The organism is Nocardioides flavescens (assembly GCF_009823805.1).
GTDB lineage: Bacteria > Actinomycetota > Actinomycetes > Propionibacteriales > Nocardioidaceae > Nocardioides > Nocardioides flavescens.
Map to the genome: position 1 here is coordinate 71,346 of NZ_WUEK01000011.1, position 14,817 is coordinate 86,162.

The following is a 14,817-nucleotide window of genomic DNA, read 5'->3' on the forward strand; positions in this document are numbered from 1 at the left end:
CTGGTCACGCGGTGCCCAGGCAGGACCGCCCGTGGTGCGTACGCCGGATCGCGGCTTGGCTCGACGACATGACCACACACCTCACCGCCCTCGTCACCGGCTCCACCAGCGGCATCGGCGCCGCCACCGCCCAGGCTCTCGCCCGCGAGGGCTACCGCGTCGTGGTCACCGGCCGCGACGCCGACCGGGCACGGTCGGTCCTCGGCGCCATCGAGGCCGACGGCGGCGAGGCCGTCTTCGTCGACGGCGACCTCACCGCCTCACCCGACGCACTGCGCGAGCTGGCCGCCGCGTGCGTCGAGGCCGCGGGCGGCCACCTCGACCTGCTCGTGCACAACGCCGCCGTCTGCATGGTCGAGACGACCACGAGCCTCAGCGACGAGCAGCTCGAGACGACCCTCGCCGTCAACGTCCGCGCGCCCCACGTGCTGACCGCCGCCCTGGCCCCGGCGATGGTCGAGCGCGGACGCGGCGCCATCGTCGTCATCGGCTCGTGGATGGCGGAGGTCGGGCACCCGTTCGTCGGGCTGTACGCCGCCAGCAAGGCGGCCGAGCAGGAGCTCGCGCGCTGCTGGGCCGCAGAGTTCGGCCCCCGCGGCGTCCGCGTCAACACCGTGGCTCCCGGAGCGACCCGCACCCCGATCAACGACGACTCCTCCGACGTCATCACGGCGATGACCAGCGGCATCCCCGCCCGGCGCCCCGGGCGGCCCGAGGACGTCGCCGCCGCCGTCGTCTGGCTGGCCTCCGACGCGTCGGCGTACGTCCACGGCACCGTGCTCGAGGTCGACGGCGGCATCAACGCCACCCACTCCTCCTGAGCGCGAGCGGTCAGTCGGCGAGCAGCTCGGCGACCTCGGCGGAGGCGTAGAACGGCGCCAGCTCGGCGCGGACGATCCGCTCGAGCGCGCCGGACTCGACGAGCGGCTCGACGACGCCCGGCGCGAACCGGACCAGGTCGGCGACGACGTCGGCACGGTCGAGGTCGAGCTCGGCGAGCAGCTCGGTGGGGGTGTAGCCGCCGAACGCCTCGAGGAACCCGTCGACGACCGAGTGCGCGAAGGCCACCGTGCGGGTGTCGGCCAGGACCGTGATGGCGAGGTCGTGGCCGGCCTCGACCAGGCCGTCGGCCTCGTCCGACTCGGCCTGCTCCCCCAGCCCGCGGACCGGCGCGGCGGCGACCAGGTCCCAGACCTGCAGTGCCGCCTCGCGGGTGGTGGGGTCGCGCAGCGTCTCGACGACGATCCGATTGAGGCGGCGTACGGCGAGGGTGCCGCCCTTGCCCGCGGTGTCGGCGAGCAGCCCGTCGAGCTGCCGGTCGGCCGCGCCGACGACGCCGGCCGCCGCGCGGGTGCCGAAGGACAGCAGCCCGCCCAGCCCGGGCACGAGGTCGGCGACGGCCTGGTTGGCCGCCAGCACCTCGCCGACGATGCGCCCCATGAACCGCGACGCCGCGGCACCCACCTGGGAGCTCGCGGTCAGCCGCTCCAGGGCCCGCTCCAGGGCCGGGGTCAGCGCGAGCGCCTCGTCGACCAGCCGCTCGACCTGCGCCCGGTCCACGACGTCGGCGAGCGCGAACGGCTCCGCCGGCCCCGCTCTCAGCACCTCGCGGCCCAGGTCGACGAACCCCGCCACCGCGGCGCTCGACGGCACGTCGGTCAGCCCCCGACCGACCACGGCCTTGAGCGCCTCGGCGTCGACGAGGTCGGCCAGCTGGTGCTCACCGACGGCGTCCAGGACGGCGTCGGCCAGGCGGGCGACCGTCGCGCCCAGCTCGTCACCCGTCAGGCGGTCGAGGTGGTAGGCGACCTGCGCGTCGAGCAGACGATCGGCGACGGAGGGCGTGGCGTCGGGCACGTCGCGACCGTACGCGACTCCCGGGTGCCGGCTCAGGCGATCGGGACCGTGCCGCCGTCGACGACGTACTCCGCGCCGACGATCGCCGAGGCCCGGTCCGAGACGAGGAAGCCGATGAGGTCGGCGACCTCCTCGGTGGTGGCGAACCGACCGAGCGGTACGCCGCCCAGCGAGTCGAAGACGCTCTGCTCCGCCTCCTCGCGCGTCGTCCCGGTCTTCTCCGCGATCGAGCCCACGAACACGTCGTAGCCCTCCGTCCGGATCCCGCCGGGGCTGACGGTGTTGACGCGGATCCCGTGGGGAGCCAGCTCGTCGGCCAGACCCTTGCTGTAGGTCCGCAGCGCGGCCTTCGCGGCGGCGTACGGCAGGGTCGCGTCGTGGAGCGGCAGCTGGCGCTGGATCGAGCCGACGTGGACGACGGCCCCCGACCCGGCCGCGACCATCGCGGGGAGCAGTAGCCGGTCGAGCCGCACGGCGCCGAGGAGGTTGAGGTCGAGCTCGGCGCGCCAGTGCTCGTCGGTCGCGGCGGCGTACCCACCCGGAGGCGTCGACGACCCGCCGACGACGTGGACCAGCACGTCCAGGGGGCCGTGCTCGGCGATGCGGGCGGCGACGACGCCCGCGCCGTGCGCGGTGGACGTGTCGGCCGCGACGAAGCGGTCGGGTCGCTCGTAGCCCTCGGGCATCGTGCGCGCGCTCGTCCAGACGTCGGCGCCCAGCTCGCGCAGCCGCTCCACGACGGCCCGTCCGGCCCCCTTGGAACCTCCGGTGACGAGCGCCCTACGTCCGTCGAGACGGTCGCGATCTGCGTGCGTCACCGCGTCAGCCGAGCACGATGTCGAGGCGGGCGACCAGGTCGCCGGCCAGCGTGAACCGGTGGTCGAGGTCCGCCTGGCCACCGGGGAAGTCACCCTCGAGGTGGTGCCCGAGCACCCACGTGTCGCCGTCGCGCGCGATGCGGGTGACCACGTCGGTGTAGGAGAACTCGGCGCCGGCCTCGCTCACGAAGCGGCGCAGCGCCTGCTCCCCCTCGAACGCCTCGCCCACGTCGGTGATCACCGCTCCCGGGGCGAGGGCGGCGAGTGCCGCGTCGGCGTCGCGCGCCTCGTGGGCGGCCGAGAAGGCGCGGACCGCGGCGGGCAGCTGGTCGGCCGCGCTGGGGGTGGTGGTGTCGGTGAGGTGGGTGTCGGTGTCCATGCCTCGAGCCTGGGGACTCCTCACGAGCGAGGGTCAAGCACTGGAGTCTCCCCCTGGGGGAGGGCCCAGACTGCACGCATGCTGGCGATCGGCGAGTTCTCCCGGATGACGCACCTGAGCATCCGGACGCTGCGGCGCTACCACGAGGCGGGGCTGCTCGAGCCGGAGCAGGTCGACGCCTCGAGCGGCTACCGCTACTACACGGTCGAGCAGATCCCGACCGCCCAGGTGATCCACCGGCTGCGCGAGCTCGACGTCCCGCTCCCCGACGTACGCCGCATCCTCCGCTCGCCCGACCCCGACCAGCGCGCGGCGCTCGTCGCCCAGCACCTCGGGCGGCTCGAGGCCGAGCTTGCCCGCACCCGGGCCGCGGTCGGCTCGCTGCGCCGGCTGCTGGTCCCCGAGCCGCCGCCCCTCGAGGTCGAGCTCCGCGCCGAGCCTGCGGCGACGGTGGCAGCGGTGGCCGACGACGTCGACGCCGACGACGTCATCGGGTGGTACGCCGGCGCCATGGCCGAGCTCGACGCCGTGCTCGGCCCGACCGCCGAGGGCCCGCCCGGTGGTCTCTACGACAACGCGCTCTTCGAGCGCGGACGGGGGCGGATGGTCGTCTACCGCCCGGCCGTCGACCCACCCACGCGCGGGCGGGTCCAGCCCGTCACCGTGCCGGCCGTCGAGCTCGTCGTCACCACCCACCGTGGTGAGCACGACGACGTCGACGTCACCTACGGCGAGCTCGGCGCCTGGGTGGCCCGCAACGCGCTGACCGTGGCCGGACCGGTCCGCGAGCGCTACCTCGTCGGCCCCCGCGACACCGACGACCCCGACGCGTGGCGCACCGAGATCGGGTGGCCGGTGTTCCGAGTCGGGCCGCGTCCGGACGGCGGCCGACTGGGCCGATGACCGCACAGGGGGGATGCTGGAGGCGATGGCATCCTCAGAACGGCGACCGCGTCACCCCGCCTCCAGCCCCTTCCAGTCCGATCCCGAGCCGACGATCGAGGTGTTCGAGGTCGGAGACCTCGTCTCCCACGACTCCTATAGGATGGGCCGGGTCATCCAGGTCGAGGAGTCGGCGGTCAGCGTCGACTTCCGGCCGCAGCGGATCCGGGTGATGAGCCCGTTCCGCAAGATGTCGCGCATCTAGGGCCCGCCGTGACGTGGGCCGGGCTGCGGTTGTCGACCGGGTCGCCACGTCTGACGGCCTCGGCGCGCAGATCGAGTGGTTTCGAGACAGGACTTCGTCCTTCCTCAACCACCGTGAGGGAGCAGGACTTCGTTCCTCCTCAACCACCGACGACGATGGTTGAGGAGGTCGCGCTCGCGACCGTCTGGAACCACTCCCGCCCGTCAGAGCTGCGACTGCACCCCGGCGAGGAGCTGGCGGGCCATCACGATCCGCTGGACCTGGTTGGTGCCCTCGTAGATCTGGGTGATCTTGGCGTCGCGCATCATCCGCTCGACCGGGTAGTCGCGGGTGAAGCCGTAGCCACCGAGCACCTGGACGGCGTTGGTGGTGACCTCCATGGCGACGTCGGAGGCGAAGCACTTGGCCGCGGCGCCGAAGAAGGTGAGGTCGGAGTCGCCGCGCTCGGAGCGGCCGGCGGCGGCGTACGTCAGCTGGCGCGCGGCCTCCACCTTCATGCCCATGTCGGCGAGCATGAACTGCAGGCCCTGGAACTCCGCGATGTTCTTGCCGAACTGCTTGCGCTCCTGGGCGTACTGCAGCGCGTAGTCGAGCGCGCCCTGCGCGACGCCGACGGCCTGGGCGGCGATCGTGACGCGGGTGTGGTCGAGGGTGCGCATCGCGGTCTCGAAGCCGGTGCCCTCGGCGCCGATCATCCGGTCGGCGGGCAGGCGGACGCCGTCGAAGTAGACCTCGCGGGTCGGGGAGCCCTTGATGCCGAGCTTCTTCTCCTTGGCGCCGAAGGAGACGCCCGGGTCGGACTTCTCGACGACGAACGCCGAGATGCCCTTGGAGCGCTTCTCGGGGTCGGTGACGGCGAGGACGGTGTAGTACTCCGACTCGCCGGCGTTGGTGATCCAGCGCTTCACGCCGTCGAGCACCCACTCGTCGCCGTCGCGGACGGCGCGGGTGCGCATCGAGACGGCGTCGGAGCCGGCCTCCGGCTCGGAGAGGCAGTAGGAGAAGCCGCCCTCGCCGCGGGCGAGCGCCCCGAGGTAATGCTTCTTCAGCTCCTCGGAGCCGGCGAGCTGCACCGGCAGGGCGCCGAGCTTGTTGACGGCGGGGATGAGGGAGGCGGAGACGTCGACGCGGGCGATCTCCTCGATCACGAGCACGGTGGCGAGCGCGTCGGCGCCGGCGCCGCCGTACTCCTCCGGCACGTGCGGGGCGTGGAAGTCGCCCTCTAGCAGCGCGGCGGCGGCCTCGCTGGGGTAGCGCGCCTCCTCGTCCACGTCGGCGGCGTACGGCGCGATGCGGGCCTCGGCGATCGAGCGCACCGCCTCGCGGATCGCCTGGTGCTCCTCGGACAGCTGGAACATCTCGTCGGTCATCTCAGGTCCCCCTCGTTCGGTGTGGCGGTGTGGCGGTGCAGCGCGTCAGCGCGCGTCGTAGGTGTAGAAGCCGCGGCCGGTCTTGCGGCCGAGCAGGCCGGCGTCGACCATGCGGGCGAGCAGCGGCGGAGCGGCGTACAGCGGCTCCTTGAACTCCTCGTAGAGGCTCTCGGCGACGGCCTTGGTCGTGTCGAGGCCGATCAGGTCGGCGAGCGCGAGCGGTCCCTGCGGGTGCGCGGCACCCAGGACGAGCCCCTGGTCGATGTCCTCGGCGGAGGCGAAGCCGGACTCGTACATCCGGATCGCGGAGAGGATGAAGGGGATCAGCAGCGCGTTGACGACGAAGCCGGCGCGGTCCTGGCAGTCGATGGCCTGCTTCTCCAGCGGTCCCTCGACGAAGGCGCGCGAGCGGGCCAGCGTGTCGTCGGAGGTCATCAGCGACGGCACCAGCTCGACGAGCTTGAGCACCGGCACCGGGTTGAAGAAGTGGATGCCGAGCACCTGCTGCGGGCGCGAGGTGACGACGGCGAGCTTCATGATCGGGATCGAGGAGGTGTTGGAGGCCAGGATCGCCTCGGGGTCCTGGACGATCTCGTCGAGCCGGCGGAAGAGCGCGGTCTTGGCGGACTCGTCCTCGACGATCGCCTCGACGACGAGCTGGCGGTCGGCGACCTGCTCGAGGTCGGTCGTGACGCGGATCCGGTCGAGCACCTCGTCGGCGCTGGCGATCTTGCCGCGCTCGGCGGCGCGGTGCAGCGACCTCTCCAGGCGCTGCGCGGCGTTCTTAGCGGCGTCCTCGCTGCTCTCGACGACCACGGTGTCGAGGCCCGCGCGCGCGGCGACCTCCGCGATGCCGGCGCCCATCAGACCGCCGCCGATGACGGCGACGCGCTCGATCGTGCTCATGCTGCTCCCTCGGGTTTGGTACTCCGTACCCTACCGTGAGACTCAGTCCCAGATCCAAGTCCGACCCGCCCGCACCTGAGAGGCTGGAGCCGTGCCCCCCACCGACGTCGCCGAGCGGCTGCGCGCCGCGGCGTTCGAGCTCTTCGCCGAGCAGGGGTACGACGCCACGACGGTCGACCACATCGCCGAGCGCGCCGGGGTCGGGCGCTCGACGTTCTTCCGCGTCTTCCGCGCCAAGGAGGACGTGATCTTCCCCGACCACGAGCAGGTGCTCGCCCGGATCGAGGAGCGGTTCGCCGCCGCCTCGACCGAGCACAGCCTGCTCGCGGTGACCGACGCGTCGCGGCTCGTGCTGCGCTCCTTCCTCGCCGACGCCGACCGCGCCCGCGAGCGCTACGCGCTGACCCGCGCCGTGCCGAGCCTGCGCCAGCGCGAGATCGCGAGCATGCAGCAGTACCAGCGCGCCTTCCGCGAGTTCATCCGCTCCTGGATGGACGAGACCGAGGGCTCCGCCGCCCTCACCGACCTGCGCGCCGAGCTGATGGCCGCCGCCGTCGTCACCGCCCACAACCACGTGCTGCGCCACTGGCTGCGCGATCCGGGGGCGAGCCTCGACGACGTCGAGGCGGCGTTCGAGGAGGCGATGGGTGAGGTGCGCGCCCGCTTCGCGGCACCCCGGGCCGCCGCCGCGCCGGTGACCGTCGTGGTCGCGGGCGCGTCCGACCCCGACACCGTCGCCGAGCAGGTGCGCCGCGCACTGCGTGAGGGTGGTCCGGACCAGTCGCGCCGTTCCGGGCTGTCAGCGTCGCCCTGACGCACCGGTGTCGTTGAGGAGCCGTCTCCCTCCCCCTCTCCCCCGGAGCACCTCATGCGACGCACGCTCTCCGCCCTGGTCACCCCACTGGTCGGCACCGGTCTCGCCCTCGGCCTGGCCACCCTCGCCCCCGCCGCGGCACACGCCGACGCGGCCGCGAGCGGCGGTGAGACCTTCTCGACCGGTGCCGCCGGCTGGACCGGCTCGACCGCCACCAGCGGGGTGTGCCTGCCCGCCGTGCTGTGCCCGACCGTCTCCGCGACGTACGCCGCCGGCGGGGGCGCGGGCGGCGCGACCGACGGCTACCTGCGCACGGGGTTCGCGGCCGTCGCCAACACCCTGCTCGCCACCACGACGGCGACCTGGACCAGCCCGGCGTTCGCCTACACCGGCGTCGCCGGCGCCCAGCCGGCCGACCTCACCGTCGACCTCTCGCGCCGCGCCGAGCTGGGAGCGCTGCTGCCCGTCGACGTCGCCAACACCTCGAGCTTCCGCGTGGACCTGGTCGACCAGGCGACCGGCACCGCCGTCACCGCGGTCGACGCCCAGCCGCTGCCGCGCGACACCGGCTGGACGACCGTGCCGACCGCCCACGTCGACCCGTCGCTGCTGACGATCGGGCGCGACTACGCCGTGCGGATCACCACGACCTACACCTCCGCCGCCACGGTGACCGCCGCCGGCGAGGTCGGCTACGACGACGTGAAGGTCGCCGCGATCCCGGTCCCGCCGGTCGACCCGCCGCTGCAGGCCCAGCCGCCGGTCGTCATCTACCCCGGCCCCACGCCCACCGCCGCCGCACCGGCCACCCCCGGCACGCCCGCCCAGGTCGGCCTGCGCAGCACCCGCGAGCTGCGCCAGTTCGTGCGCAACGGCGGGCTGCCCGGCCGCGCGAAGCTCGTCGGCGACCGCATCACGTTCAAGGTGGGCTGCCCGCCCCAGTCGCTGCGCACCTGCCGCTGGACCGTGCAGGGGCTCGTCACCGGCGACCGCACGACGACCTCCACCTCGCGACGCACCCTGCGCGTCGCGCCCGGCAGGGCCGGGACGGTCCGCCTGACCGTGCGGCCGGCGTACCGCTCGGACTACGCGCGCGGCCAGCGCATCTCCGTGCGCGCCACCGTCCGTGCCGGGGTCTACAAGGTCACCGTCGTCAAGCGGATCCGGCTGCGCTGAGGTCAGTTGCCTGGGTGGCCGCGCCAGGTACCGTCCGGTACTCACCGACGTTCCGGGGGCCTGAGAGGGCTCTCACCCGCACCGAACGTCGGTGAGTACCGACCGAACGTCGGTGACTACCGCCAGGACAGCAGCAGGAGGCGTCAGGCAGGACCTGGCGCGGCGAGGGCCTCGTCGAGGGTGCCGAAGACCGAGAGCACCTGGTCGAGCTTGGTGATCCGGATGACGCGGTAGGCCGCACCGCGCTGGCAGACCAGGCGCAGCTCGGCGCCGCGGAGCTTGGCCTGGCGACGGGCGGCGACGAGGGCGCCGAGGCCGGTGGAGTCCATGAAGGCGACCTTGAGCAGGTCGATCACCAGCACCGGGCTGGTCAGTGCGGCGGAGTCGTTGAGCGCCTCGCGCAACCGCGAGGAGGTGTAGATGTCGAGGTGACCACTGACCTGCACGTGGTCGCGCTCGGGGGTCGAGTCGACGCTGATGTCGAACTCCTCGATGTCAGACACCGCTCCTCCTCCCGATGGCTCCGAGACCGGCCGCGCTCATCATGCCACCGGCCCCCCGCTCGCGCAGGACACCGTCACGTCACGTCGGCCACGCGACGCGCGGCCGCCCGCGCCCGCGGGGTCACCCCCGCCGAGGCCGCGGCGCGACGGTAGGCGTCGCGAGCCTCCGCGACCATCCCGGCCTCGTCGGCCAGCGCACCGATCTCGAACCACAGCTGGGCGGCGCGACGGTCGGAGCCGATGGCGGTGAGCACCGCGATGGCCCGGTGGTACGCCGCGTGGGCGGCTCCGGCGTCGCCGCTCGCCCACTCGACCTGGCCGAGCAGGGCCAGCACCTGCGCCCGCAGCGGGGTGAGCTCGTCACCGAGCTCGTCGAGCACGCGCTGCGACCGGCCCCGGGCGTCGTCGAGGTCCCCCGCAAGGTGGGCGGCGCGGGCGACGACGTAAGCGTGGTGGGAGCGGTCGGTGGGGCTGGCCTCGCTCCAGTCGAGCTCGCGCTCGGCGACGGCGAGCTGGGCTCGCGCCTCCTCGACCCGGGGCGGGTCGGAGTCGAGCATGATGTGGCTCAGCTGCAGCCGCAGCCGCCCGAGGTCGCGCACGCGCTCGGTGCCCTCGAGCAGCCCGAGCGCTCGGCGGGCGAGCTCGAGAGCCGGACCGATCTCGCCGGCGTTGGAGTGGATGACGCTGGCGTTCCAGTACGCCGAGGCGCGGGCGACCGGCGAGCTGAGCCGCTCGGCGTCGACGATCGCGACGTCGCAGACCCGGGCGGCCTCCGCGACCTCCCCGCTCTCGAAGAGCGCCGCGGCCAGGGTGACCGAGAGCCGCACCGCCTCCTCGGAGGCGGCGAGGTCGGGCGGCAGGGCGTCGAGCGCCGCCCGGGCCACGGCCACGGAGCGGTCGAGCTCGCCGGCCTCGCGCAGGATCCGGCTCATCGCGGTCGCTGCGCGCAGGGCGTCGGGACCCTTCGGCGCCCGCGCGAGGAAGGCCTCGTAGGCCGCGACCGCCGCCGGGTCGCCCAGCGCATCGAGCGCGGCGGCCTCGACCCAGCGGGCCCGGGTCTCGGTCTCGGGCAGCGCGTCGCGACCGGGGTCGATGAGCGCCACGCGGGCCAGGTCGAGGGCCTGCGCCGCGTCGCCACCCTTGAGCGCCAGCTCGGCGTGGTCGAGGTGGAGGGCGAGTCGGCGCACGTCGTCCGCGCTGCGCCCGAGCACGAGGTAGTCCAGGGAGACCCCGAGCCGCTCGGCGAAGCCCTCGAGGAGCGCGACCCCCGCGCGACGCTCACCGCGCTCGATGCGCGAGACGTAGGCGACCGAGGCCTGCTCGCCCCCGAGCTCCGGCTGCGTCAGTCCGGCCGCGGTGCGAGCCGCCTTGATCCGAGCACCCAGGGTCGCGGAGTCCACCTGGTTGAGCGCGCGGGCCAGCTCAGGGGTCACACCGGCATCCTGCCGCCTGGCCGGGCGCCGCGGGAGCGGTCCCCCGAGAATTCACAGCCTCGTCACAGTGGACGTTCGACGGGACTTGACTTGGTGTCAGGCTCACGAAACGATCGGAGGGCCCGGCGTCGGCAAGCCCCCCCAAAGCGGGTCGGCGCCGGGCGCTCTCGTCGTCCGCCGCAGTCAGCCGCGGACCGGGTCCTCGCCCACGCGCACGAGCAGCTTGCCGAAGTTCGCGCCGCGCAGCATCCCGCGGAACGCCGCCACCGCCGCGTCCAGCCCGTCGACGACGTCCTCGACGTAGCGCACGTCCCCGTCGCGCACCCACGCACCCATGTCGCGACGGAAGTCCGCGGTGTGCGACTCGACGAACTCGCTCTGGATGAAGCCGCGTACCGTCAGGCTCCGGCTCAGGATGCTGCCCATGAACGCCGGAAGCCGGTCCGGCCCCTCGGGCGCCGCCGTCGCGTTGTAGTCGGCGACGAGTCCGCAGACCGGCACACGAGCGTAGGTGTTCAACCGCCGCCACACCGCCGCGGCGACCGGCCCGCCGACGTTCTCGAAGTAGACGTCGACGCCGTCCGGCGTCGCCGCCTCGAGCTGCTCGCGGAACGCCGGGTCGCGGTGGTCGAGCGCCACGTCGAAGCCGTAGGTCTCGCTCAGCGCCCGCACCTTCTCGGGCCCACCGGCGATCCCGACGGTGCGCAGGCCCTTGAGCCGCGCGATCTGCCCGACGGCCGAGCCGACCGGCCCGGCGGCCGCGGCGACGACGAGCGTCTCGCCGGGCTGCGGGCGGCCGATCTCCAGCAGGCCGGCGTACGCCGTGAAGCCGGGCATGCCGAGCACGCCGAGCGCGGTCGAGATCGGCGCGAGGTCGGGGTCGATGCGCTGCGTCTGCCGGGCGGGCACGACCGCGTGGGTCTGCCAGCCGGTGTAGGCGAGGACGACGTCACCGACCGCGCGGCGCTCCGAGCGCGACCCGACGACCTCGCACACAGTGCCGCCGACCATGACGTCGCCGATCTCGACCGGGTCGGCGTAGGACTTCGCCGCGCTCATCCGACCCCGCATGTAGGGGTCGAGGGAGAGGTAGACCGTGCGGAGCAGGACCTCACCCTCGGCGAGCTCGGGCACCTCCTGCGTCGTGGTCTCGAAGTCGGAGTCCTTCGGCTCGCCCTGCGGTCGGGCGGCGAGGCGGATCTGGGTGCTCTGCGGTCGCTGGCTCATCCCGTCAAGTCTCGCAGGGAGCTCCGGCGCCGCCTGGTCAGACCGCGGAGGCGACTGTGGCATCGGCCACAGCCGATGTCGGTGTCATGGCCTATGTTGCATCGCGATGCGCCTGGCGAACACTCGCCCGCAGATCGCAGGAGGCCCCGTGCTCATCGGCATCCCCCAGGAGTCCCGCCCGGGCGAGTCGCTCGTCGCGGCGACCGCGAAGACGGCCGCCCAGCTCCGCGCGCTCGGCTACGACGTCGTCGTCGAGACCGGCGCCGGGGCGGCGGCCGACGTCTCCGACGCGGCGTACGCCGGCGCGAGCGACGACGGCGGTGTCCGCGTCGGGTCGGCCGAGGAGGTGTGGGGCGCCGACGTCGTCGTGAAGGTCGCCGCGCCCACCAGCGAGGAGGTCGCCCGGCTGCGCCGCGGCGCCACGGTGGTGTCGATGATGGCGCCGGCCCGCTCGCCCGAGCTGCTCGCCCAGCTCGAGGCGGCCGGCGTGACCGCACTGGCGATGGACGCCGTGCCGCGCATCTCGCGCGCCCAGGCCCTCGACGTGCTGTCGTCGATGGCCAACGTCGCGGGCTACCGCGCGGTGGTCGAGGCGGCCCACGAGTTCGGCCGGATGTTCACCGGTCAGGTCACCGCCGCCGGCAAGATCGCGCCGGCGCGGGTCTTCGTGGTCGGGGCCGGGGTCGCCGGTCTGGCCGCGATCGGCGCGGCGAGCTCGATGGGCGCGGTCGTGCGGGCCTTCGACGTGCGGCCCGAGGTCGCCGAGCAGGTCGAGTCGATGGGCGCGCAGTTCGTCCGGGTCGCTTTCACCCAGGAGGTGTCGACCGACGGCTACGCCAAGGAGATGACGGCCGAGCAGGAGGCCGCGACCGCCGCGACCTACGACGAGGAGGCGCGTGCCGCCGACATCGTCATCACCACAGCGCTCATCCCGGGTCGCCCGGCGCCGAAGCTGATCACCGCCGAGACCATCGCCGCGATGCGCCCCGGCAGCGTCATCGTCGACATGGCCGCCGCCAACGGCGGCAACGCCGCGCTCACCGTCGCCGACGAGCGCGTCGTCACGGACAACGGTGTGACGATCCTCGGCTGGACCGACCTGGCCGGTCGGCTGGCCGCCCAGACCAGCCAGCTCTACGGCACCAACGTCGTCAACCTGTTCAAGCTGCTCACCCCCGCCTCCGACGGCGTGCTCGCGCTCGACCTCGACGACGTCGTGCAGCGCCAGATGACCGTCGTACGCGCGGTCGACGGGGTCGGTGAGACCCTCTGGCCGCCTCCGCCCGTGCAGGTGTCGGCGGCCCCCGCCGCCGCCGCGGCCACGCCGAAGGAGGCGCCCGCACCGAAGCCCCCGATGGCCGCCTCCACCAAGCTCGGGCTGACCGCGCTGGGCGTGCTGGTGCTCTTCCTGGTCAACGCCACCGCCCCCGAACCCATCCCCCAGCACTTCACCGTGCTCGTGCTGTCGGTGGTCATCGGCTTCTACGTCATCGGCCACGTCGCGCACGCGCTGCACACCCCGCTCATGTCGGTGACCAACGCGGTCAGCGGGATCATCGTCGTCGGTGCCCTGCTGCAGATCGGGGTCGACGACACCTTCATCCGGGTGCTCGCCTTCGCGGCGGTGCTGCTCGCGTCCATCAACGTCTTCGGCGGTTTCGCCGTCACCCGGCGGATGCTCGCCATGTTCCAGAGGAGCTGAGCGCGATGTCCGTGCAGTCCGTCGCCGTCGCCGCCTACCTCGTCGCGGCCCTGCTCTTCATCCTCTCGCTGGCCGGGCTCTCCCGCCACGAGTCCGCCCGCCTGGGCCTCACCTACGGCATCGCCGGCATGGCGATCGCCCTGCTGGCGACGTTCGGGGTGCTCCTCGACGAGTCCGACGCCACCGCCGTCGTCCTCGTGCTGGTCGCGGTGGTCATCGGCGCCGCGATCGGCCTGTGGCGGGCCCGCGTCGTCGAGATGACCGGGATGCCCGAGCTCATCGCGCTCCTGCACTCCTTCGTTGGTCTCGCCGCCGTGCTCGTGGGCTGGAACGGCCACCGCGAGATCGGTCTCGGCTTCTACGACGCCGACTCCACCCTGGGCCGCATCCACTCCGCCGAGGTGTTCATCGGCGTCTTCATCGGCGCGGTCACCTTCACCGGCTCGGTCGTCGCGTGGGGCAAGCTCTCGGGCCGGGTCAGCTCCGCACCGCTCGTGCTGCCCGCCAAGAACGCCATCAACCTCGGTGCGCTCGCGGCGTTCGTCGTGCTCACCGTCGTCTACGTCGTCTCACCGAGCCTGCCGCTGCTGATCGCGGTCACCCTGGTCGCCTTCGGCCTCGGCTGGCACCTCGTCGCCTCGATCGGAGGCGGCGACATGCCGGTCGTGGTCTCGATGCTCAACAGCTACTCCGGCTGGGCCGCCGCCGCGTCGGGCTTCCTGCTCGACAACGACCTGCTGATCGTCACCGGCGCGCTCGTCGGCTCCTCGGGTGCCTACCTGTCCTACATCATGTGCCGCGCGATGAACCGCTCGTTCATCTCGGTCATCGCCGGCGGCTTCGGCATCGAGGCCGCCGCCGGTGGCGACGTCGACTACGGCGAGCACACCGAGACCACCGCCGCCCAGGTCGCCGAGCTGCTGACCAACGCCTCGTCGGTCGTCATCACCCCGGGCTACGGCATGGCCGTGGCGCAGGCGCAGTACCCCGTCGCCGACCTCACCGCCCGGCTGCGCGCCCGCGGCGTCGACGTCCGCTTCGGCATCCACCCGGTCGCCGGGCGCCTGCCCGGGCACATGAACGTCCTGCTCGCCGAGGCCAAGGTGCCCTACGACATCGTCCTCGAGATGGACGAGATCAACGACGACCTCGCGAGCACCGACGTCGTCCTCGTCATCGGCGCCAACGACACCGTCAACCCCGCCGCCTCCGAGGACCCCGCGTCGCCCATCGCGGGCATGCCGGTGCTCGAGGTCTGGCACGCCCGTCAGGTGGTCGTCTTCAAGCGCTCGATGGCCGCGGGCTACGCCGGCGTCCAGAACCCGCTCTTCTTCCGTGACAACACCGCGATGCTCTTCGGCGACGCCAAGGAGCGGGTGGAGGACATCCTGCGCGCCGTGGGCTGAGCGCCCCACCGCTGGTCGAGCAGGGAGGGCCGCCAGGCCCGAACGTCGTCGAGACCACCGCAGCCCGAGCGGGGCAGCG

Annotated in this window: 15 protein-coding genes; 7 read left to right on the forward strand and 8 right to left on the reverse strand. The window is 73.5% G+C overall.

The window, feature by feature from the left end; translation table 11 throughout:
* The first annotated feature begins 68 nt into the window (after positions 1 to 68).
* Positions 69 to 821 carry an SDR family NAD(P)-dependent oxidoreductase gene (locus GRQ65_RS16795; RefSeq protein ID WP_160879152.1) on the forward strand — a complete coding sequence of 251 codons (753 nt, stop codon included), beginning with the start codon at positions 69 to 71 and terminating at the stop codon, positions 819 to 821.
* 10 nt (positions 822 to 831) lie between these two features.
* On the opposite strand, the gene GRQ65_RS16800 is transcribed toward GRQ65_RS16795, so the two are convergent.
* Genes GRQ65_RS16800 through GRQ65_RS16810 form a run of 3 tightly spaced genes read right to left on the reverse strand, consistent with a single transcriptional unit; the run spans position 832 to position 3,054 of the window.
* On the reverse strand, positions 832 to 1,857 hold the full coding sequence (locus GRQ65_RS16800) for a hypothetical protein (RefSeq protein WP_160879153.1): 1,026 nt from the start codon (positions 1,855 to 1,857) through the stop codon (positions 832 to 834).
* 32 nt (positions 1,858 to 1,889) lie between these two features.
* Complete coding sequence (locus tag GRQ65_RS16805; RefSeq protein ID WP_160879154.1) at positions 1,890 to 2,675, reverse strand: oxidoreductase; 786 nt, start codon at positions 2,673 to 2,675, stop codon at positions 1,890 to 1,892.
* A 4-nt stretch (positions 2,676 to 2,679) separates the two neighbouring features.
* Positions 2,680 to 3,054 (reverse strand): nuclear transport factor 2 family protein, encoded by a 375-nt coding sequence (locus GRQ65_RS16810; protein ID WP_160879155.1) that lies wholly within the window; start codon positions 3,052 to 3,054, stop codon positions 2,680 to 2,682.
* 78 nt (positions 3,055 to 3,132) lie between these two features.
* On the opposite strand from GRQ65_RS16810, the gene GRQ65_RS16815 reads away from it, so the two are divergent.
* Positions 3,133 to 3,957 (forward strand): MerR family transcriptional regulator, encoded by an 825-nt coding sequence (locus tag GRQ65_RS16815; protein ID WP_160879156.1) that lies wholly within the window; start codon positions 3,133 to 3,135, stop codon positions 3,955 to 3,957.
* 25 nt (positions 3,958 to 3,982) lie between these two features.
* The gene (locus tag GRQ65_RS16820) at positions 3,983 to 4,201 is read left to right on the forward strand and encodes a hypothetical protein (protein ID WP_160879157.1); all 219 of its coding nucleotides are present in this window, start codon (positions 3,983 to 3,985) and stop codon (positions 4,199 to 4,201) included.
* Between the two features lie 203 nt (positions 4,202 to 4,404).
* On the opposite strand, the gene GRQ65_RS16825 is transcribed toward GRQ65_RS16820, so the two are convergent.
* Positions 4,405 to 5,571: an acyl-CoA dehydrogenase family protein gene (locus tag GRQ65_RS16825; RefSeq protein ID WP_160879158.1), complete on the reverse strand. Its 1,167-nt coding sequence runs from the start codon at positions 5,569 to 5,571 to the stop codon at positions 4,405 to 4,407.
* A 45-nt stretch (positions 5,572 to 5,616) separates the two neighbouring features.
* Positions 5,617 to 6,477 (reverse strand): 3-hydroxybutyryl-CoA dehydrogenase, encoded by an 861-nt coding sequence (locus tag GRQ65_RS16830; protein WP_160879159.1) that lies wholly within the window; start codon positions 6,475 to 6,477, stop codon positions 5,617 to 5,619.
* A gap of 91 nt (positions 6,478 to 6,568) precedes the next feature.
* Here GRQ65_RS16830 and GRQ65_RS16835 point away from each other — a divergent pair, with 91 nt between their 5' ends.
* Positions 6,569 to 7,291, forward strand: coding sequence for a TetR family transcriptional regulator (locus GRQ65_RS16835; protein WP_160879160.1), 723 nt, complete (start codon positions 6,569 to 6,571; stop codon positions 7,289 to 7,291).
* Between the two features lie 54 nt (positions 7,292 to 7,345).
* Positions 7,346 to 8,467 (forward strand): hypothetical protein, encoded by a 1,122-nt coding sequence (locus GRQ65_RS16840; protein WP_160879161.1) that lies wholly within the window; start codon positions 7,346 to 7,348, stop codon positions 8,465 to 8,467.
* A 143-nt stretch (positions 8,468 to 8,610) separates the two neighbouring features.
* Here the strand turns inward: GRQ65_RS16840 and GRQ65_RS16845 are convergent, their stop codons facing one another.
* The 3 genes from GRQ65_RS16845 to curA form a co-directional block, all read right to left on the reverse strand.
* Positions 8,611 to 8,970, reverse strand: coding sequence for an anti-sigma factor antagonist (locus GRQ65_RS16845; RefSeq protein ID WP_160879162.1), 360 nt, complete (start codon positions 8,968 to 8,970; stop codon positions 8,611 to 8,613).
* Between the two features lie 74 nt (positions 8,971 to 9,044).
* A complete protein-coding gene (locus GRQ65_RS16850) occupies positions 9,045 to 10,403 on the reverse strand; it encodes a helix-turn-helix domain-containing protein (protein ID WP_160879163.1) in 1,359 nt (452 codons plus the stop codon).
* A gap of 183 nt (positions 10,404 to 10,586) precedes the next feature.
* Positions 10,587 to 11,630 carry an NADPH-dependent curcumin/dihydrocurcumin reductase gene (gene curA, locus GRQ65_RS16855; RefSeq protein ID WP_160879164.1) on the reverse strand — a complete coding sequence of 348 codons (1,044 nt, stop codon included), beginning with the start codon at positions 11,628 to 11,630 and terminating at the stop codon, positions 10,587 to 10,589.
* 106 nt (positions 11,631 to 11,736) lie between these two features.
* Here curA and GRQ65_RS16860 point away from each other — a divergent pair, with 106 nt between their 5' ends.
* Together GRQ65_RS16860 and pntB are read left to right on the forward strand one after the other, a co-directional pair.
* On the forward strand, positions 11,737 to 13,332 hold the full coding sequence (locus tag GRQ65_RS16860) for a Re/Si-specific NAD(P)(+) transhydrogenase subunit alpha (RefSeq protein ID WP_202388273.1): 1,596 nt from the start codon (positions 11,737 to 11,739) through the stop codon (positions 13,330 to 13,332).
* Positions 13,333 to 13,337: 5 nt separating this feature from the next.
* Entirely contained in the window at positions 13,338 to 14,738 is a 1,401-nt protein-coding gene (gene pntB / locus GRQ65_RS16865; RefSeq protein ID WP_160879165.1) for a Re/Si-specific NAD(P)(+) transhydrogenase subunit beta, read from the forward strand.
* Positions 14,739 to 14,817 lie beyond the last annotated feature (79 nt).